The sequence below is a fragment of the Arthrobacter sp. 9MFCol3.1 genome (genome assembly GCF_000620385.1).
In the GTDB taxonomy this organism is placed as follows: Bacteria; Actinomycetota; Actinomycetes; order Actinomycetales; family Micrococcaceae; genus Arthrobacter.
Window position 1 is genome coordinate 349,124 of record NZ_JIBJ01000005.1, and the last position, 19,485, is coordinate 368,608.

General features: G+C 68.0%; 16 protein-coding genes and 1 tRNA gene. 12 read left to right on the forward strand and 5 right to left on the reverse strand.

What is annotated here, in order from left to right:
* Positions 1-19: 19 nt before the first annotated feature.
* Complete coding sequence (locus tag C560_RS0106885) at positions 20-4,312, forward strand: ATPase AAA (protein WP_026537625.1); 4,293 nt, start codon at positions 20-22, stop codon at positions 4,310-4,312.
* 100 nt (positions 4,313-4,412) lie between these two features.
* Here C560_RS0106885 and C560_RS0106890 read toward each other — a convergent pair whose 3' ends face one another.
* From C560_RS0106890 to C560_RS0106905, 3 genes are all read right to left on the reverse strand, one after another.
* Entirely contained in the window at positions 4,413-5,312 is a 900-nt protein-coding gene (locus C560_RS0106890; RefSeq protein ID WP_231494285.1) for an RcpC/CpaB family pilus assembly protein, read from the reverse strand.
* A 153-nt stretch (positions 5,313-5,465) separates the two neighbouring features.
* Positions 5,466-5,717, reverse strand: a complete 252-nt coding sequence (locus C560_RS0106900) for an FmdB family zinc ribbon protein (RefSeq protein ID WP_026537628.1) — start codon at positions 5,715-5,717, stop codon at positions 5,466-5,468.
* Positions 5,718-5,870: 153 nt separating this feature from the next.
* Positions 5,871-6,506: a 5-formyltetrahydrofolate cyclo-ligase gene (locus C560_RS0106905; RefSeq protein WP_026537629.1), complete on the reverse strand. Its 636-nt coding sequence runs from the start codon at positions 6,504-6,506 to the stop codon at positions 5,871-5,873.
* A gap of 105 nt (positions 6,507-6,611) precedes the next feature.
* Between C560_RS0106905 and galU the strand changes: the two genes are divergently transcribed.
* The 6 genes from galU to C560_RS0106935 all read left to right on the forward strand — a co-directional run bounded on the left by galU (position 6,612) and on the right by C560_RS0106935 (position 12,364).
* Positions 6,612-7,529, forward strand: a complete 918-nt coding sequence (gene galU, locus C560_RS0106910) for a UTP--glucose-1-phosphate uridylyltransferase GalU (RefSeq protein ID WP_026266488.1) — start codon at positions 6,612-6,614, stop codon at positions 7,527-7,529.
* 5 nt (positions 7,530-7,534) lie between these two features.
* Positions 7,535-8,155 (forward strand): GNAT family N-acetyltransferase, encoded by a 621-nt coding sequence (locus C560_RS0106915; RefSeq protein ID WP_026537630.1) that lies wholly within the window; start codon positions 7,535-7,537, stop codon positions 8,153-8,155.
* A 143-nt stretch (positions 8,156-8,298) separates the two neighbouring features.
* On the forward strand, positions 8,299-9,297 hold the full coding sequence (locus C560_RS0106920) for a hypothetical protein (RefSeq protein ID WP_026537631.1): 999 nt from the start codon (positions 8,299-8,301) through the stop codon (positions 9,295-9,297).
* A gap of 195 nt (positions 9,298-9,492) precedes the next feature.
* Positions 9,493-9,565: transfer RNA gene (locus C560_RS0106925), tRNA-Ala, on the forward strand.
* A gap of 256 nt (positions 9,566-9,821) precedes the next feature.
* Positions 9,822-11,657: a hypothetical protein gene (locus C560_RS0106930; RefSeq protein ID WP_231494286.1), complete on the forward strand. Its 1,836-nt coding sequence runs from the start codon at positions 9,822-9,824 to the stop codon at positions 11,655-11,657.
* A gap of 77 nt (positions 11,658-11,734) precedes the next feature.
* The gene (locus C560_RS0106935) at positions 11,735-12,364 is read left to right on the forward strand and encodes a GNAT family N-acetyltransferase (protein WP_026537633.1); all 630 of its coding nucleotides are present in this window, start codon (positions 11,735-11,737) and stop codon (positions 12,362-12,364) included.
* Here C560_RS0106935 and C560_RS22970 read toward each other — a convergent pair.
* Complete coding sequence (locus tag C560_RS22970) at positions 12,361-12,876, reverse strand: hypothetical protein (RefSeq protein WP_197026122.1); 516 nt, start codon at positions 12,874-12,876, stop codon at positions 12,361-12,363. The two genes, C560_RS0106935 and C560_RS22970, sit on opposite strands and share 4 nt — an antisense overlap.
* 201 nt (positions 12,877-13,077) lie before the next feature.
* Between C560_RS22970 and C560_RS0106950 the strand changes: the two genes are divergently transcribed.
* Positions 13,078-14,751: a phosphodiester glycosidase family protein gene (locus C560_RS0106950; RefSeq protein WP_026537635.1), complete on the forward strand. Its 1,674-nt coding sequence runs from the start codon at positions 13,078-13,080 to the stop codon at positions 14,749-14,751.
* Between the two features lie 32 nt (positions 14,752-14,783).
* On the opposite strand, the gene C560_RS21375 is transcribed toward C560_RS0106950, so the two are convergent.
* Positions 14,784-15,470 (reverse strand): glycosyl hydrolase, encoded by a 687-nt coding sequence (locus tag C560_RS21375; RefSeq protein WP_051533039.1) that lies wholly within the window; start codon positions 15,468-15,470, stop codon positions 14,784-14,786.
* A 476-nt stretch (positions 15,471-15,946) separates the two neighbouring features.
* On the opposite strand from C560_RS21375, the gene C560_RS0106960 reads away from it, so the two are divergent.
* The 4 genes from C560_RS0106960 (at position 15,947) to C560_RS23315 (ending at position 19,381) form a co-directional block, all read left to right on the forward strand.
* Positions 15,947-16,315, forward strand: a complete 369-nt coding sequence (locus C560_RS0106960; RefSeq protein WP_026537636.1) for a hypothetical protein — start codon at positions 15,947-15,949, stop codon at positions 16,313-16,315.
* Between the two features lie 25 nt (positions 16,316-16,340).
* Complete coding sequence (locus tag C560_RS0106965) at positions 16,341-16,811, forward strand: GatB/YqeY domain-containing protein (RefSeq protein WP_026537637.1); 471 nt, start codon at positions 16,341-16,343, stop codon at positions 16,809-16,811.
* A complete protein-coding gene (locus C560_RS0106970; RefSeq protein WP_026537638.1) occupies positions 16,808-18,400 on the forward strand; it encodes an ABC-F family ATP-binding cassette domain-containing protein in 1,593 nt (530 codons plus the stop codon). Before C560_RS0106965 ends, C560_RS0106970 begins: the two co-directional genes overlap by 4 nt.
* A 168-nt stretch (positions 18,401-18,568) precedes the next feature.
* Positions 18,569-19,381, forward strand: a complete 813-nt coding sequence (locus C560_RS23315) for a hypothetical protein (protein ID WP_026537639.1) — start codon at positions 18,569-18,571, stop codon at positions 19,379-19,381.
* The last annotated feature ends 104 nt before the right edge of the window (positions 19,382-19,485 follow it).

A 19,485-nucleotide genomic window follows, 5' to 3' on the forward strand; every position in this document is an offset into this window, starting at 1 on the left:
CACAGAAAAGAAGGCAGCAGTGTCAGTTGGTCAAGGCCACCCCGAGGGCTCCGAGGAGTTCAGGAAATGGCTGTCGGGGCTCAAGCCCGTCACCGGTGCAGATACCATGCTGCGCTTCACGAAGACGCCCGAAGGCTCAATTGACCTCACTCATGCCCACCCCTCGGGGCTTGCGCAGCTGATGGCAGGGCGGCGCACCCGGCTCTCGACCCTGATCCGCGACCGCCAGCAGTACGTTGTTGCGGCCAGGGCATCGCGGAACCTGCGCTCCAAGATCTTCGAACTCGCCAACGACCGCGGCATCGACGCGGGGTATTTCTCCGCCGGCACGGTCGTCTGGACGTCCGCCGTCGGCGGTAAACCGCAACGGATCTCGGCCCCGGTCATGCTCACCGCCATCTCCCTCACGGTGCGCCCCGGCGAGGACGACTACGAACTGCAGCTCACCGAACAGGCGCAGATCAACCCGGCGCTGGTCCGGCACCTCAAGACCGTCCACGGGATCGTTTTCGACGTCAACGCGGTGACACGGATGGCGTACAGCACGGCACGGTACGACCCGCAGCCCGTCCTGGACCGCCTGGGCACCCTGGTCCAGCCGATTCACGGCGCGGAGGTCGAACACAATCTGCTCGTCTCCACCTTCGCCGACCTCTCCGGCAACCTCGATGATCCGTGGATAAACCAGAACAACCCCCTTGTCACCGCGCTGGCACGGTCCGGTTCCGGCGAACTGGTCGACGTGCCTGCGCTGGAGCCCGGCCGCTTCCCCAGCACGGACGACCGGGACCCGGCCGAGGAGCTTCTGCTGCTCGACGCCGACACGGACCAGCAGTATGTGATCGACGCCGTCCGGGCGGGCGACTCGCTGGTGGTCAGCAGCCCGCCGGGCACCGGCCAGACCCAGACCGTCATCAACACCATCGGCGCCCTCGTGGACGAGGGCAAGTCCGTCCTGGTGGTTGGCGACCGGCGGGCCAGCCTCGCCGAGATCTCCGGGCAGCTGGACGGCCTGGGCCTGGACTCGGTCCTCTTGCAGCTCACCGGCAACGCCAGCCCGCTGCAGCTCAAGGGCCAGCTGGTCCGGGCGATCGTCCGCAACGAGAAGTCGCTGCAGCCGCAACTGACCAACCTGCACGCCACACTGACCGGGCACCGCCACGCCCTGATGGACCACGTGGCCTCCCTGCACAACGTCCGGGCGCGCTGGGGTTGCTCGCCGTATGAGGCCATGCAGTCGCTGGCAGAGCTGACCTCCATCCAGCCGGCACCGGCGACGACCGTCCGGCTCAAGCGCAGCGTGCTGGACAACATCCGGGACCGCGAGGAACTCGCGGGCCGGCTCCGCCGCGCCGCCGAGCTCGGCAGCTTCAGCCGCGCGTCGACCACCAGCCCCTGGCACGGCGCGCGCCTGCTGACCCGCAAGGAGACGCAGGAAGCGCAGGGCGTTGCCCAGTCCGTGGCGGAAAAACTGCCGTTGCTGCGCGGGCGCATGGATGCCGTGGCGGAACACGCAGAGATCCGGCTCGGCCGGACCTTCGCCGAATGGGGCGAGCAGATTGAACTTCTCGTGGCCGTCCGCGAAAGCCTGGACAAATTCACTCCCGACATCTTTGACCGGCCCGTGCACGACCTGATTTCGGCCACGGCGTCTTCCGCCTGGCGCAGGGAACGCGGGATCGAAATGCCGTCCATGCAGCGCTCACGGCTGCGCAGGGTGGCCAAGGAGTACGTCCGGCCCGGCGTGCACATCGCGGACCTGCACAGCTCCCTGGTCCTCGTCCAGGAACAGCGCGCCGCCTGGTCCGGCTACGCGACCACGCAGCGGCACCCGGCCGTGCCGTCCGGGCTGGGTGAAATCACCGGCCTGTACCGGGAGCTCGCAGCGGAACTGGCTGAACTCGGCCTGGCGGTCAAGCACACCGCCGCCGGCGGCGAGCTGGACCGCGCACCCTACGACGAACTCCTGCCCCGGGTGCGGCGGCTCGTCGCCGACACCGCGACCCTTGAGACCCTTCCGGAGCGCACGCTGCTCGTCGAAAGCATGCGTGAGCACGGCCTGGGCGAGCTCCTCGCCGACCTTGCCGAGCGCGAGGTCCCGGAAGGTTCGGTGACCGCCGAACTTGAGCTCGCCTGGTGGCAGTCGGCCCTCGAAGCCATGATCAGCGGCGATGACTACCTCGCCATGTCCGACGGCGACGCCCTGCGCCAGCTTGAGGCGGAGTACCGGCTCGCGGACAACGCCCATATCGCCAGCGGCGCTGCCCGGCTGCGGTGGAACCTGTCCGAGCGCTGGCGCACGGCCATCGCAGCCTACCCCCGCCAGGCCGAGCTGTTGCGCAGCCTGCTGAAGGACGGCCGGGTGACCCTGGCAGCCCTGAGCGGCCAGGCGCAGGAGCTGCTGCCCACACTGGTACCCGTGTGGTCCGTCAGCCCCTACCTCATGACCGGCCTCCTGCCGATCGAGCAGACCTTCGATGCCGTCGTGATCCTCGACGCCGAGACGACCTCGTTGCAGGCCGTCCTCCCGGCGATCGCCCGGTCCCGGCAGGTCATCGCGTTCGGCGACGAACAGATCGCCAGCCCGCGGACCTTTACCGTGGGCGTCGAACGGCTCGCCGCGGGGGAGAGCTCCTACCAAAGCGTGGAGAGCTCGTACCGGGCACTCTCTGCCGTGCTTCCGGTCTGGAACCTGAGGACCGTGTACCGTGCGGTCGATGAAGACCTGGTGCGCCAGCTCAGCAAGGGTTTTTACGGCGGGGAACTCACCCGCCTCCCGGAGGGGCAATCCGCCACGGGCCTTGACCGTACCCTCAGCGTGGAGTATCTCCCCGACGGCACGGGGCTGCCCAGCGCTGACCACGACGGCGTCGAATCGGTTGTTGCCGAGGTCAACCGTGCCGTGGAACTGGTCTTCGAGCACGCCCGGCTCCGCCCCCGCACGTCGCTGGCCGTGGTGACCGGCAGCCTCCGCCATGCCGCCCGGATCGGCGAGGCCATCAGGGCCCAACTGCCCAACTACCCCATGCTCGGCAGCTTTTTCACGGCGGGGGATGAGTCCTTCCGCGTGGTGGATCTGGAACGGGCCCAGGGCCTGGTCCGCGACCACGTCATCTTTTCCCCGGGCTACGGCCGCACCCCGCACGGGCGCACCCTCCACAGCCTCGGGCCGCTTTCCGCCGAGGGGGGCCGCGCAAAATTCGCCCTGGCGATGACGCGTGCGCGCCGGTCCCTGCACGTGCTCAGTTGCTTCCGCCCCGAAGACCTCGATGTCAGCCGCCTCAGCCACGGCGCCGTGGACTTCTACGAACTCCTGGACCGTGAGATCGCGGGCAACACGGACCTTGGCAGCCCCGCCTCCCGGGCCGCGGCCAGCGAGCAGGCGCTCGGCGCCGATCCGCTGGTGGCCGACCTGGGCGACCGGCTCCGGGCACGCGGGGCACGCGTGTGGCACCAGTACGACGGTGTCCTGAACATGGTGGCGGCCGCCGATCCGATGACCACCATCGGCCAGGACGACGCGGAGATTCCCCGTCCGGTGGCGATCGAGTCCGATGGCACCGGCCACTACCGGCGGATGAGCGTCCGGGAACGGAGCAGGCTCCGGCCGCAGCTTTTGGAGCGGCTTGGCTGGCGGTACATGCCACTATGGACCATAGAGGTCTTCACCGACCCCTCGGCCTGCGCCGATCGGATTGGCGGCTACCTCGGGCTGGAGAAGCCCACAGCGTCCAGCCGGCTGCGGACAGCGCACGGGTTCTTCGACGACGGCATCGAGCACCTGGCGATCGACGAGGCCCGGGCCGCCGAGTACCACGTGGCGGCCGAACCCGCGGGACAGGTATTCCGCGGCCACGAAACTGCCGGCCAGGAACTCCGCCGGCAGGCACCCGCATCAGCAATGACAAGCAACACAGGCAGTAAGGAGGCCGGCGGCATGAATGCGGACGGCATCACCGGCAACACCTCGAACACCGGCGACAACGGCAACACTGGCGACACCTCGAACACCGGCGACAATGGCAACACCGGCGCCCACGAAGCCGCCGCAACCAACGCCGCGGCGGGGGCCGCGGCCCACACCGCTGGGCCGACGACCGCTGGGCCAAAGCCCGGCGAATCGACCGGCGACGGGCCGGACATGGACCCCGCGAAGGGGACTTCCCGCCGTTCGGAGGCACAGGCCACCGTGGCCGAGGGTGTGCTGCCGAACAAGGCGGCGGAAGACGACCCCCGGCGCTGGGGTGACCAGCCTGATAATTACGATCACGACGCCTGGCTCCAGGAACAGAAGCCACCGCACTGGGGCTGACGCAGCCGTCCGCAGCAGAGCCTGTGGGCGCAGCAGGCGTCGGCCCGAGCCAACTGCCCGGGCACCCTGGCACGGCTGGCACGCTGGCACTGCGGGAACGCTAGCCCGGCGGTGACGCTACGAGCACGAAAAACAGCTTGCCCTGGGTAGACGCGCCCGCCAGCCTGCGTGCCTGGTCGGCCGGTGCTGCCACCACCACCAGCCCGTCAGTCTCCGCAGCGGCGGGCCAGGGGCCGGCCTTACCGCCCTGCGCCGACGTCCAGAGCACCGGCACGGCTTCGGCCAGGACTTGGCTTTCGCCGGGTTGTTCCGTGCCGTTGCCGCCGGTGAGCACCACGTTGACGAACTGCCCGGGTGAGACGAGCTGGATGGAGGCCGGATCCGCCATCCTCAGCGGCACGGCCGCAGAGCCGGGCGGGCTTCCGGCGAGCAAGCCCGGCCCAAGGATCTGGGCGTCGGTGAGGAGCTGGCCCTGGCGCAGCGGTGCGGCCAGCTGTTTGCCCTCGAACGCGGTCTCGCTGCCCGGGTTGCCGGCAGGAACGAGGCCGGGCGGCACGCTGATCCTGCTGACATCGCCGGGTTCCAGGGTCTTTCCGGCCGGCAGGTCGGCCGCTGCGGCGAAGGCTGCGACCGTGTCAGCGGGCGGGGGAGCCAGCTGCTGAACCGTCAGACCGGCGGGGATGCAGAACAGGAGGACCGCGATAAGGCGCCGGTTCCGGTTCAGCCAGCCGCGCAGGCGGCGCCGCGATGGGTGGCCACGGGGCGGTTGACTGCGGGGTTTCGCGGGACGGATCCGGCTCCGGAACGGACGGCCGGCGGTGGAAGACGTGGCGGGAGGAGGGCTGACGGGGCGGATCCCGGTGCGGGACCAGCGGCCGGAGGCCACTTCGGGCATTGCGACGCGGAACGGCCTGAACGAAGGCGTGGAAGAGGGCCCGGATGCCGCCGGGGCAGCCGTCCGGAACGAGGGCGGGAAAACCGCGCTGAGGAAAAGTGCCATGCCGCCACGCTACGGATCCGCCCAGGGCGGCGGGAGCTGGGGAGCGTCCTATGTGGACAACGGCCACAGCGGACAGGGCCCAGCGGTTCAGGCAGTGCCCAGGCTCAGCCGGCCGTGGCCCAGCTGGCAGCCGGCGCCAACCCGGCAGATGCCTTAGCTGGCCGCGGCTGCGGCTGCGGGGGTGGCCGCGGGCGCAGCAGGAGCCGGAGAAACCGTGCTGCCCTTGGCGTCGCGCGAATCGGTCCGGTAGAAGCCGGAGCCCTTGAACACTACGCCGACGCTGTTGAACTTCTTGCGCAGCGTGCCCTGGCACTCGGGGCAGGACGTCAAGGAGTTGTCGCTGAACGACTGCACGATCTCGAAGGCGTGGCTGCAGTCCTTGCAGGCGTATGCATACGTGGGCACTGGAAATCCTCCTCAGGGGCAAACGAGCAGGTCCCGTGCTGTCGAGTCCGGATCACCGCCGATATGTCTATCGACCGGTTCCGTCCTTAGCAGTCGCAGGGCCTGAGTGCCAATTCTATCACCTTGGCACGAGCCCGGATCAGTGGGGCGGGATCAGCCGAGCCGGATGATCCCGCCCGGTGTCAGCGCCGTGTCGACTTTCCGGTCGAACGACTCCGCCGGAATGCTGCCGGCGGGCAGCACCTCCGTGTCATACACGACGGCGGCAGTCGGCAACGCGACTCCCTCGAACGCCCCGCCGGGCGCCCCGCCGGACGCGGAGGACATGGCGGCCAGGGCGGCAAGAAACTTGTCGTAGTAGCCGCCGCCTTGTCCGATTCGGTTGCCCGAGAAATCCACCGCCGTGGCCGGGAGGAAGATGGCGGTGGCGTCCCGCATGACGTCGGCGCCGTGTCGCTCACCGACAGGCTCCTGGATGGGCGCGTAACGGCTGCGGACAAATCCGGACAAGGGAGTCCAGTACACCCAGCTGAGCTCGATATCGGGTTCGCAAACCGGCAGCAGCACCCGGTGACCGGCATCGACCAGGGCCGTCAGCAGCGGCAATGTGGGCGGTTCGGCGCCCACCCCGAGGTACGCCGCGAAGGTGCCCTGGCGGCCGCTGGCCAGCCCGGAGGCCCACTGGAGCCCATGGCTGGCGATGCCCGCCGCGGCGGCATCCTGCGCGGCCGGCGGCAGCACGGAACGCGCCGCCCTGTGGCCGGAGCGTATTTCTTCTTTTGACGCCATCTTGGCCCTTCCCCTGCCTCTTGCGGCCGCGCTGCACCGGGCAGGCCCGGCGGGCGGTTCGCACAATGATTACGCAATGATTCGTCCCTCCGTTAGATTAGTCGTGTGAATACACCCAACGCTTCCGTCCGCAAGGCCGTAATCCCCGCCGCGGGCCTTGGTACCAGGTTCCTCCCCGCCACGAAGGCCATGCCCAAGGAAATGCTGCCTGTCGTTGACAAGCCGGCCATCCAGTACGTCGTCGAGGAGGCCGTGAACGTCGGCCTGAACGACATCCTGATGATCACCGGCCGCAACAAGAGGGCGTTGGAGGACCACTTCGACCGCGTCCCCGCGCTGGAGTCCACCCTGAAGGCTAAGGGCGACACCGCGAAGCTCGAGTCCATCCAGGCCGCCAGCAACCTCGGCGACATCCACTACGTCCGCCAGGGCGATCCCATGGGCCTTGGCCACGCCGTCCTCCGGGCCAAGCAGCACGTCGGGCAGGAGCCGTTCGCTGTCCTCCTGGGCGATGACCTCATTGACGCCCGCGATGAGCTGCTCAGCACCATGATCGACGTCCAGGCCAAGACCGGCGGGTCGGTGGTCGCTCTGATCGAGGTGGACCCGTCCCAGATCAGTGCCTACGGCTGCGCCGACGTCGAGGCAATCGGCGGTGAGGACTACGTCCGCATCAACCAGCTCGTGGAGAAGCCCGACGCCGCGGACGCCCCGTCCAACCTGGCCGTAATTGGCCGCTATGTGCTGCACCCGGCCGTCTTTGAAGTGCTGGAGCGCACTGCGCCCGGCCGCGGCGGGGAAATCCAGCTCACGGACGCCCTGCAGGAACTCTCGGCCGGCACCGGCGAGGGCTACGGCGTATATGGCGTCATCTTCCGCGGCCGCCGCTATGACACCGGCGACAAGCTCAGCTACCTCAAGGCCTGCGTCCAGCTCGCCTGCGACAGCGAGGACCTCGGCCCGGGCCTGCGCGAATGGCTGCCCGGCTTCGCGTCCAGCCTGGCCCCCAGCCTCGCCAAATAACTCCCGTGGGGGGCAGCTTCACCTGGCCGGTGACCCTGGAGAGCGGCGACATCGTGTTGCGCCCGATCCGGTACCGGGACCGCAAGGAGTGGACAGCACTCAGGTCCCGCAACTGCGAGTGGCTGGCCCCCTGGGAGGCATCGAACCCGGTCCCCGGCGGCGGTCTGCCGGACTACCGGCAGATGGTGCGTTCGCTCAAGGCCCAAGCCGCGCAGGCGACGGCGCTGCCCTTCGTGATCGCGGAATGGACACCCGGCCATCAGGCACCGGTGATCGTGGGGCAGCTGACGGTGTCCTCGATCGTATGGGGATCGGCCATGATGGCGACGCTTGGCTATTGGGTTGACAAGGAACGGGCCGGCCGGGGGATCGCCCCCACCGCGGTGGCCATGGCGACGGACTATTGCTTCGGCACCCTTGGCCTGCACCGCATGGAGATCAACATCAGGCCGGAGAACGCGCCGAGCCTGCGCGTGGTGGAGAAACTCGGCTTTCGCGACGAGGGATTCCGGCCCAGGTTCCTGCACATCAACGGTGAATGGGCGGACCACCGGACCTTTGCGCTCACGGCGGAAGAAGTACCGGAAGGCCTCCTCGCACGGTGGCTGAGAACCCGCCAGTCCTGAAGCCCGCGACAGCCGCCTGACCAGCCACAACGCCCCGACGTCGGGCAGCGGCCGCCGCACGCACGACACACCCCTGACAATGCGGGCCAGCACCCCATATACCTCATACGGTTTTGAGTGTGGACTTCCCTCTTAGCAGCTCTGTGATCCTTGTCATTGCTGTTGCGCTCTGGATCGTGTGGGTGGCGCCTTACGTTCTCCGGAACGGACGCCACCAGCTGCAGCCTGCAGGCGAATTCCTGGCGGACGTCGTTGACATGGAACCAGCAGATCCACAGGCGGGGAAGGTTATGAAAATGGCGGCGCAGCAGGAGAAACCCATGATCAGCACTCAGCGCGCAGAACCGGCCGGCGGCACACCTGGGCCCGGTGCGGGCAAGGCGGCGACCCCTCAGCTGAGCCCGATTGCTGCGGAGGGCTCCCCGCCGTTCCGGATTCGGTGGGGGCGCCTGGTGCTGGCGGTAGCCGGGCTCCTGGCTCTCCTCACGGCAGTGGTATCCGGAGCCCTTCGACTTTTCGGCATCGGTTCAGGCTGGCTGCCGGTGACCGCCCTCCTGGGCGCCGTCGCCGCAGTGGCGCTGCTCCGCCGCCTGGCCGTCCGCGATCGCCGGCGGAAAATGAACGCTGCATTCCGTGCAGCCATGGCCAGCCCGGAACGCACTCCTGCGCGGCCGTCCGTGCCTGAACAGACCCCCTCGGTTCCCGCCGGCCGCCCCGGCACCCGGCCGGAAAGCCCGCTCTTCGACGCCGAAGCGGGCCGCAACACGCCCGAGCCCGCGCCGAAGCCACTGACCGCACTGGAACTCCGCCAGGCCGCCCTCGCCGAAGCCGTAGCCTCGGGGGATGCCTCGGCGGCTGCGGCCGCCGGCACGGGTGCAGTAGCGGAGGGCACCAGCTGGGAGCCCGTCGAGGTTCCCAAGCCCACCTACGTCGAAGCCCCGAAGGCCGAACGTGCAGCCCCGATGCCACTCGACCTTCCCGAAGCGCCGAAGGCCGTAGGAAAGCCGTCCCTCAAGCAGGCCTCAGCGCGGCCGGCAGCGTCCGATCCGCAGACCGCCGAGGATTCCGAGACCAAGCAGCTCAGCAAGGCCCAGAGCGCCTTGAGCAACCTGGATGACGTCCTCCAGCGGCGCCGCGCCTGATCCGGCCCGTCCTTCCCGAGATTACCCCGGGCAGCCAGCAATGGCTGCCCGGGGTTTTTCATGTCCCGGGGCTAGATCTGGTGCCGGCCGCGCGACACGGCACCGAGACTTTCCGGGGCTGGCTGGAAAACAGCGCAGATAGTTTGTAGCCTAGGGACACCGGCAACGCCGTTCCGTCAGGACCGGCGTTGCTTCGGGGCTATAGCTCAGTTGGTAGAGCGCTTCGTTCGCATCGAAGAGGTCAGGAGTTCGAATCTCCTTAGCTCCACAGATTTCAAGGGTTTTTGAACCTTTGAGTGCGTGGCCCGACTGTTTGGTCCGGCTGTAAGGCCGGATCATTCAGGATCCGCGGCCGTCAGCCCGACTGAGTACGGTGGGCCGCGTTGCCCGCGGACCCGTGACCGGTGCAGAGCAATACCATCATTCCAGGCCCCTGACCTGCGCAATCATTGTCGAAATGGTGTCTGGGTATTATGCTCGGCGACGGGGGAGCCGGGAGCCGGCTCAAAGACTTGGGGGAAAAATTGAACAAGAAGACCACCCGCTTAGGCATCGCCGGGGCACTCACCGCGCTCTCGCTCACCGCACTCTCGCTTGCGGGCCTCGCCGTTCCGGCGCAGGCCGATCCCGATCAGTGGGCCATTCCACCGAACATCGATTCCTGCGGCCCGGTGGTCGACTCAGTCAGGTTCTGCACGGCGCCGGACGGGCATCCGTACCCGATGTTGGTCAACGGCGGCGCCGTCGCCGGCCCGCGGCCCGGCATTGGCGGGCCCCCCCAGGTCGGCAGCACCCTGACCGTTGTTGACGGCGCCTGGGATCCTGCGGACGCCAAGCTCACGCACCAGTGGCTGCGCAACGACGTGCCTATCCCGGGCGCCACCGGCCCCACCTACCTGCTCACCACGGCGGACCTCGGCACGGGCCTCCGGGTCAAGACCACGGCGGCTGCGCCGAGCTATGCAAAGACGACCCTGCAGTCCGCCAAGACCGCCCCCGTCACGAACGCCGGCGGCGCTGTCCCGTCCGTCGTTGCGGGGGACGTTGTCATCGCTCAATTGGACACCCACCCGGATAGGCCCAGCCGCCTCGTGTTCGCTGGGGGGTCTTTTAGCGGGGCTCCGGTCATCTACCGCCAGTACCAGTGGCTTCGCGACGGCAAGCCCATCCCGGGTGCCACCGCGGAAATGTTCGACCCGAAGGGCTGGGGATCAACGGGGCTGCTGAGCGTCAGGATCACCGGCCACGCGCCCGGGTTCAAGCCGGCCGCCGCGACCTCTAAACAGCGAAAGGTTTCTGACTTCGACCCCCAGCCCGGCGCCGTAGTCACCGGCAGCACGGGCCTCGGGGAGGTCCTCACGGCGGCTGATGACGTTCCCTGGGCCGGTTCTACCCCGCACACCTACCAGTGGCTTCGGGACGGCGGCACGATTCCCGGGGCTACAGCGCTGACCTACAAGATCACGGCCGCGGACCAGGGCCGCACCCTGGTGCTCATGACCAATCCTTCCTGGTACGACACCAAAATCTACTCCAACCCGGTCGCCGTGCCGGCGGCCGGGGAGCTGAAGCAGCTGACCAACGTCACCAAACCGGTGGTGACCGGAGACGCCGTGACCGGCTCTCCGATGAAGGTGTCGACCGGAAGTTGGTCCCTACCCTCCGACAAGCTGAAGTTCACCTACAGCTGGTTCGCCCCGGACGGGACGGTAGCTGCCACCGGCTCGACCTATACTCCGAATGAGTCCCAGGTTGGCAAGACCCCGAGCGTCCTGGTGGCCGCCTCCGCCCCCGGCTACATCACCGCCCGGGTGAAAGTCACTGCGCCAAAGCCCGTGACCGCGCGAGTGTCGACGCGGGCCATTACCGGGACCCTGGGCGTCGGGTCGAAGCTGACCCTGACTCGCGATCCCTGGTACGACCGGGTCGAATCGGACGTAATTTGGCGGCGTGACGGCGTACCGATCGACGGGGCCTACGCCTGGAGTTACGTCCTGACGAGGGACGATGCCGGCAAGAAGATCTCGGTCAGTGTGTCCCCGATCGCGACGGGCGGCCTGTACCAGACGATCAGCGCGTCGGGGAGGGTGGCGGGTCTGCCCCTGATTTCGGCCACCCCGACGATTGCGGGCACCGTCAAGGTTGGAAACGTCGTGACCGTGCAGCGGGGCACTTGGTCCTGGGGCACTGCCTTCACGTACCGCTGGCTGCGCAACGGCGTCCCGATCTCTGACGCCTATGCATCCAGCTACAAGGTCCGGACCGCCGACAAGGGCACCAAGCTCAGCGTCCGCGTCACCGGCTCACGGTTCGGCTACACCACCGTGTCGCGGACCAGCGGAGCGTACCTCGTCGGCTGACCAACGGCTTTCCCGGTCCCGCCGCATGCGGGCGTGGTCCGGGAGGCCAGACTAGCCCGTCCGGGAAGAGGAGCAACATGGCAGCCACAGGGATCGTGACCCGGCCGGCGTCGAACGTAACCTTGCACGTCGGGGCACCAGGGTCCGCCGTGGCCAGAGAAACAGCCGCCCTCCTCAACGAGTCCCTCGGCTCCGGTTTCATCCAGCCATCAGCTCTGGCGGAACTGACAGCCGAGGGCGGGGGAGTCCTCATCCGCGCCCGCGGCAGGGGCGGTGAGCTCCTGGGCGCGGGGACCGCCCGCGTCCTGGACCAGGCGTCACGCGCCGTACTGCAGGACCGCCTGCGCTTTCCTGGGGTCGACGCCGGCCTGGTCGGGCGCCGGGTCGGGGAGCTGAAGTCCATTGTCGTCGCACCCGCAGCCAGGGGGATGGGCGTCGGCTCGACCGTGCTCGCGGCCTGCCTGGACTTTCTGAAGGCCCGCGGCTGCCACGACGTCGTGTCGGCGTCCTGGGTCTCGGCCGATCCACAGCATTCTTCCCTGGGGATGCTGGAGCGGGCCGGCTTTGCGCAGGTGGCCACGATCCCCGCCTTCTGGGCGGACGACCAGAGGGCGGTCGGCTACCTCTGCCCCCTGTGCGGCGCCGGGTGCGTCTGCGCGGCCGTCATCATGGTGCTCCCACTCATGGACAGGGCCAACCGCGGCTAGGGCGCTTCCTTGGCCAGGGCCGCGGTGCCGGGAGGCGTTGTGCGGCCGAGCCGCTCGTCGAGTCTGACGCGCAGTCTGGCGGCGGTGACCTGAACCCGGTGCTGCGAGACGGCCGCAGAGCCGGAAAACTTCGCAGAGACGTGCTGCCCGCTGCCGGTGCTCTCCTCGGCCCCGTTCACGGACTCCCACGCGATGTCCAGGAGCTCGAGCTCCTCGTCGCGGGCCAACTCGCTGCGGGCGAGCACATCCAGCGCTGCCAGCCCCAGGGCCTTGCTGTCCCGGTCCTCATCCAGGGCACGGTCCAGCGCCCACTGGGTCCGTTTCCACCACTCCGCCCGGTCGTCGGCGACGGCCTTCTGGCGCAGCGTCCGCCAGGCCATGAACGCTCCCACGGCTGCAGCAACGAGTACCGCAACCGGGGCAAGTGCGGCAACGATCTGCCACCACTCGGCCGTACCTGGCGGGACGAGGACTTCAACCGGGACCGGAGACGGGGCAGGCGTTGGTGGCATGCGACCAGCCTAAGCCGCGGGCCGGACAGTGGCAGGCGGCAAGGCAGGTGCGGTGCGGCGGCACGGCGGGTGCGGGGTGGTTCGGTGCTCCCGACCGGTCGCCGCGGCATCGGTAAACGTCCTGCGAAGGTTCGGCCAACAGGTGCCCAACGCCGCGTGAAACAGGCGGAATCGGCATGGCGGCTTGTCTACGGTGGACGGATGAAAGCCTCCCTACAGCACCGCGGCGCCCTGACCGGCGGCCTTGTTCTCGCCGTCTGTTCAGCGCTCCTCAGCCCCGTCGGCCCGACTCATGCGGAAGGCAGCCAGAAAGGTGACACCGGAGCGGCCCAGGGCGCCCACCTCGACCTTGGCCCCGCCGACCTGCCCGAGAACCGGACGGTGACCGCCCTCGCCCCGGGCGTTACCCGGACAAAGATCAGCCGCGGCGGAGCAGACCCGTCATTGTTCTGGACAGCCGAAGTGGCCATACCCTCGGATTCACCGGATCCTGACGCCCCAGCCTCGGCGCTCTCCAGCCAGGCCACAGCGCAGCACATCGCCGACAAACTCGATGCGGCAGGGGTCGATGCCCGCGTCGAACATGTCCAGTCCCCGCAGCTGGCCGACGCCGGCGGGGATCTGGGGTACCGGGTCCGTGCCGGTCACCTCGCCGCCAAGGCCGATGGCAACCCGGTGGTCGCGCAGATCAAGGCGGCCGGGTTTGCCTCCTCCGTGATCTATACGGGTTGGGACGGCGACGCCGACGCCAGCACGAACACTCGCGGGCCCTGGAACCTGGAGGTCATCACCATCGATCCCAAGACCTTCACGGGCCGGCTCGCCGGCTCCTTCGGCCCGGACCTGGAAAAACCGGAGACCACCAGCCAGCTCGCTGCTGACGCCAGCGCCATCGCCGCCGTCAACGCGGGCTACTTCGTCTTCGACCCGGCAGCCGGCGCCGAAGGTGACCCCGCCGGGGTCGGCGTCTACGGCGGCAAGACCCTCAGCGAACCAGTCGCGGACCGCCCGGCCCTGGTCATCGACGGCAAGAAGAACAGCACCAGCATTCAGCGGCTGACCTGGGCCGGTTCCGTCTCCTCCGCTTCCGGTTCGGCGGCTCTGGACGGCACTGACCGGGTGCCGGGCCTGATCCGCAACTGCGGCGGCGCCAACGGCCTGCCCACCCCGCTCGCACTCCACGACGTCACCTGCACGAACGCCAACGAACTCGTGGCCTTCACGCCTGAATTCGGGCCGTCCACCCCGGCCGGTCCGGGCCTTGAAGTGGCGGTGGACAGCCACGGCACCGTCACCGCAATTGCCGGGACACGCGGCACGGCCGTTCCTGCCGGCGGACGCACCGTCCAGGCAACCGGGACCAACGTCGCACGGCTGCGGACAATCGCCACGGTGGGCGCCAAGCTGAAAATTAACACCGGTCTGCTCGACCAGGACGGAAGGTCCTTCTCCACGGACAGGGCCACCACCGTCGTCAACGGCGGCCCGCTGCTGGTCAAGAACGGCAAGGCAGTGGTCACCGCCAAGCGTGACGGCATGGTCCACCCCAATGACGGGAACAGCTTCTACTACGGCTGGGTCCACAAGCGAAACCCGCGGACTTTCGCCGGCACCGATGCCCAAGGGAGAACCATGCTGGTGACAGCCGATGGACGCTCGACGGCCTCACTGGGCCTAAGCCTGAAGGAAGAGGCCGACGTCGCCGCGTCCCTTGGCATGGTCCAGGCGATTAACCTGGACGGTGGCGGTTCGACAACAGCAGTTGCCGGAGGGGCTGTTCTGAATATCCCCTCGGGCGGCGCGGAACGTCCCGTCGGTGACGCACTCCTCGTGCTTCCCACCCGAAGGGATGGGCCGAACAGCACGGACAAGTAGCGGCGGGTCTCCCTCCGACTCTCGACGGGCAGTCACAGCGAAGCGTACAGCCGGCCCAGTGAGGTCAGCCCGCCGTTCGTTTGATAGAGGGCTGACGGGCCCATGACGGGGTCACTGGGTTCCCTGGTTTTCCACGCAAACCGTTCGACGAAGGGCATCACTCGCATGCCGGCGACCGCAGCCTGCATGAAGTGGGCGGTCTCGCGGGTGGTGTACCGGGAGGGGCGTGCCGGGGTTGCCTGCCAGTCCGCAACCGCAAATTCGGTAACCCAGACCGGCCTTCCATACCGGTGATGCAGGTACCAGACTCTTGCGAGGAAACTCTCTGGGTTCGGCGGGCCGTAGTGATGCATCGTCATGAAGTCGATGCGGAGGTTCGCCTCCCGCGCCCTGGCCATGAAGTGGTCCAGCCACGGGCTCCTGACACCGACCGTGGCCGGAGACCCCAGACGCAGGCCGGTGGACTGAAGGTGGGGCCACAACCGGATGGCCTCATCGACGGACATGCTGGCCTGGCCCGGGTGGTCCGGCTCGTTGAAAGCGAGGAGGTGTTTGGTCCTCGTCTGGGGAAGTTGCCTGGCCACGTCGCCAAGGGCGTCCTTTCGGAGCAAAGCATTCGCGCTCCACACCATCGGGACAAAGGCCGGGTTGGTCGTGACGGTATACGCGGATCCCCAGGAGTAGTACCAGTTGGCGTTCAGACTCCGGATTTGTCTCAATGCCAGCGCATCATCTCCGCCGTGGGCTGCGCCTTTGAGAGCCCGGGAGGCAGAGGTGGCCGTACGGGCAAGGGATGGCGTGGAGGGGGCCGGACCCGGCCCAGGGGGTGTGGCAGCGGAACTGGCCCCGGCCGCAGCCAGGGCAGCCGCCATTGCAGCGAGAAAAGTCCGGCGATCCATGGATTCCTTCTTCCGAAGCGAAGCGGGCCGATACCAATCCTCAACCGGATGTGACGAGGGTCACGCTACGCCAGTCTCTCGCCATTTGGAACAGCCGCAACGTGTCGCATTGCCGGCGACCCCGGGTGGGGGCAAAAAGAGTTTTCATGAGATGGTGTGAACCTGCGTGATCGGCGCCGTGGCCGCGCCGGCGCAGCAATCCGCGCGGCAAAACCCAACCTAGTAACAGCGGCATGGCAACCGAATCAAGCGCAGGCATCCCAGATGGACATCCAGTGCAGACAAGGCCACCACCGATGAAGAACACCACCGCGATCGCACTGACCCTGCTCTCTGTTCTGCTGACCGCGGCCTGCTCCGCCTCCCCGAGCCCCGAGCCGTCCGCCGGGACCCCAACGGCGGGCCTGCCGGCGTCGCTGCCCAAGCCTGACCAGGCCCAGCGGGAAGCGCTCCTGGCCTCGCTCGCCAAGATCAACCCCCGCCTGCCAGGCGACCAGGCAGTCGACAAGGCCCGCCGCCTGTGCGGCCGCCTGGTGGGGCAATCGACGGCGGACCAGCTCATCGCCGCCGCAAAGGCGGAGTTCAGCGGGGACGTCCCCGCCCTCTCGGACGACGACGCCCAGCGGATCATCTCGGCGATCGGGGCCAACGGGTTCTGCCGCTAGCCTTGTTAACAACACGAGGAGAACTATGACCACCCTGAAAGAACGCCTGCACGCCGACGTCGTGAACCACATGAAGGACCGCAACAAGGTTGCCCTGACCACCGTGCGCAACGTCCTGGGCGAGATCGAAACCCGGGAGAAGTCGGGTAAGACGCCGATCGTGCTGGACGACGCACAGGTGACCGCACTCCTGCAAAAGGAAGCCGCCAAGCGCCGCGACACGGCCCGCATCTACACCGAGGCCGGCGAAGCCGAGCGTGCCGCCGCCGAGATCGCCGAGGCCGAGGTGATCGAGGCCTACCTGCCCAAGCCTCTGACCGCGGCGGAAGTCGAGACGATCGTGGACGAGGCCATCGCGGCGCTCAAGGCCGACGGCGTCGAGCTGTCCATGCGTCAGCTGGGGGCAGTGATGAAGCCCGTCACCGCCACGGTGGCCGGACGTTTTGACGGCAAGGCCGTTAGCGAAATCGTCCGCAACCGTCTCGCGCAGCAGTGAGCCTGATCCGGCTGCACGACGTCAGCGTCCGCTTCGACAACACACAGATCCTCCGCGAGGCGTTCTTCCGTCTGGAGCCCGGGGACCGGGTGGGCCTGATCGGCAAAAACGGCTCCGGCAAGACGTCCATCCTCAAGCTCATCCTGGACCAGGTCTCCCCGGACGCAGGAACGGTCACTGTGGAGCAGGGAACCCGGGTGGGGTACTTCTCCCAGTTTTCCGAGCTCGACGGCGAGGCAACCATCCTTGAGGTCCTTGACGGACTGTTCGTCGAGATCAAAGCTGCCGAGGCAGAGCTGGCGGCCATCGACACCGCTATTGCGGCGGACCCCGCCGGCGCCGAGCTCGACCGGCTGATCCGGCGCCAGGCCGAACTCTTCGAGGACATGGACCGCCTCGACGGGTGGGATTACAAGCGGCGCATCGACACAGTCCTGACCACGTTGGGGTTCAGCGACGCCCACCGCACGTGCGCGATTGACGAACTCTCCGGCGGGTGGCGCAACCGCGCCGCCCTGGCCAAGATCCTGCTGGAGGGTCCGGACGTCCTGCTGCTCGATGAACCCACCAACTACCTCGACGTGGCCGGCGTCGAATGGCTCGAAAACTGGTTCCGCGACTACCGCGGCGCCGCGATCATCGTCTCGCACGACAGGAAGTTCCTCGATGCGGTGGTCACCCGGATCATCGAAGTGGAAAACTTCCATCTGCACGAATACCCGGGAAACTTCGCCGAGTACGTGGTCCAGAAGCAGTTCCGGCTCAAAACGCTCGAGGCGCAGTTCGTCCATGAGTCCGAGCTCCTGGCCTTTGAAGCGGAGGGCATCGCCGACCGCCGCGAGGCCGCCAAAGCCGCCAGCCGCGGGTTGGGGAACCAGCTGGCCAAGATCAAGAAAGCGCGGACACCCCGTCCGGTGGACCAGATCGTCACCGAGATCTACGGCGGGCTGCACGTGAAGGATGTCCTCTGCCGGGTCGAAGGGCTGGGCAAGTCCTACGGCGACAAGGTCTTGTTCGAGGACCTGAGCTTCGAGATCCGCCGCGGCAACAGGATTGTGGTCCTGGGCTCCAACGGCAGCGGCAAGTCCACGCTGCTGAAAGTGCTGACCGGGGAGGAACCGACGGATTCCGGTGAAGTGGTCTGGGCGAAGGGGCCGGGTTTTGTTTCCTACAACAAAATGCTGGAAGAGCTCGACGACGCCGACACCGTCTCGCACGCGGTCAACGCGCTGCCGGACAGCCTGGCCTTCAGCGCCACGAAGAAGTCCGTCAACAGGTTTCTCGCCATGTTCCAGTTCTCGGAGGCCGATCTCAAACAGAAGATCGGGAACCTTTCCGGCGGACAGAAGGCCCGCGTCGCCATGGCCCAGTGCCTGCTGTCCGGGGCCTCGGTGCTGCTGCTTGATGAGCCCACCAACCATCTGGACATGTCCAGCACCCAGGTCATGGAGCGGGCACTGCTCCACTTCCCCGGGGCCGTCGTCGTGGTCAGCCACGACCGCTTCTTCAGCGAGAAAGTCGCCAACCGGCACCTGGTCTTCGGCAGCGACGGAGCGGAACCCGGCGAGGTCGACGTGCGCGCCGCCTAGAGCCGCGTGACGATCGCCCCGAGGCTCAGGGTTTGATCAGCATTGGCTCAGGATGTGGCCTAAACGGCTGAAGGGCCGACCATTGTTCTGTTGCGGGCGGTAATGTGGCGCTGGCTGCCGACCGGGGGGACGGCAGCGGTCTCTTAACCGCTTTGAAAGGAATCTCCCGTGGCAGGAATCATCGGCTGGCTCAGTGCGCTGGGCACTACCGGCAAGGCAGTAGTAGTCGCCTCCGTCGTCATCACTGGCGGCGCCGGCGCGGCGGCCGCCACCGCGACCGCCAATCTCCCGGCCGACCCGACGTCGACCACGACGGCGACGGACACGGCAACCTCTGAACCGGCCGACTCGGCCGATCCGGCCGACTCGGCCGATCCGGCCGACTCGGCCGATCCGGCCGACTCGGCCGATCCGGCCGAGTCGGAGACGCCGGGAGTGGACGACCAGGAAGCCGCTGATCAAGAATCGTCCGAACCCGGCGAACCGTCTGAATCCGGCGAACCGGTTGAGTCGGATGACCAGGAGTCGGACGATCAGGGTGCGGATGATCAAGGCGCGGATGATCAGGGCACAGCCGCGGGCACCGTTGATCAGGGCGCGGAAGACCAGGGTGCGGAAGACCAGGGCGCGGACGATCAGGGCGCCGAAGAGGGCCCGGACGCGCAGGAGCCTGTTGCCCCCGCTCCGGCCCCGGAAGCCCCCGCAGCACCGGCACCCGTTGTTCCGGAGTCCCCGGCACCTGCAGAAGATGATTCGCAGGACTCCGCCGACGCGCCGGAAGCCGACGGGTCCCACGTATCGAACGGCAATAGCGTTTGGGCGCACCAAAACGCCGCTGAACACCGCGCCGCCGGCCAGGCCAATGCCGCTGAACACCGTGCCGCGCCGGCCGGGCGCGGAAGCGAACACACCGGCAAGTCCAACGAGCAGGGCGACTCGCGCGAGCACGGCGACTCTCGCGGGCATGGCCACGACAAGTAGCCAACAGGTCTGCAATGACGGGGCCCGGACCACTGGTCCGGGCCCCGTCGTCGTGACAGCACGAAAATGTGACGGTACGAGAATCTTCCACCGACTCACATCGG

Excerpts from the sequence above, each read along its gene's own strand:
- C560_RS0106890 (WP_231494285.1), bottom strand. The coding sequence starts at position 5,312 with ATGGCACTTTTCCTCAGCGCGGTTTTCCCGCCCTCGTTCCGGACGGCT.
- C560_RS0106935 (WP_026537633.1), top strand. The coding sequence starts at position 11,735 with ATGGCAGCCACAGGGATCGTGACCCGGCCGGCGTCGAACGTAACCTTG.
- C560_RS22970 (WP_197026122.1), bottom strand. The coding sequence starts at position 12,876 with ATGCCACCAACGCCTGCCCCGTCTCCGGTCCCGGTTGAAGTCCTCGTC.
- C560_RS0106960 (WP_026537636.1), top strand. The coding sequence starts at position 15,947 with ATGAAGAACACCACCGCGATCGCACTGACCCTGCTCTCTGTTCTGCTG.
- C560_RS0106965 (WP_026537637.1), top strand. The coding sequence starts at position 16,341 with ATGACCACCCTGAAAGAACGCCTGCACGCCGACGTCGTGAACCACATG.
- C560_RS0106950 (WP_026537635.1), top strand. The coding sequence starts at position 13,078 with ATGAAAGCCTCCCTACAGCACCGCGGCGCCCTGACCGGCGGCCTTGTT.
- C560_RS0106905 (WP_026537629.1), bottom strand. The coding sequence starts at position 6,506 with ATGGCGTCAAAAGAAGAAATACGCTCCGGCCACAGGGCGGCGCGTTCC.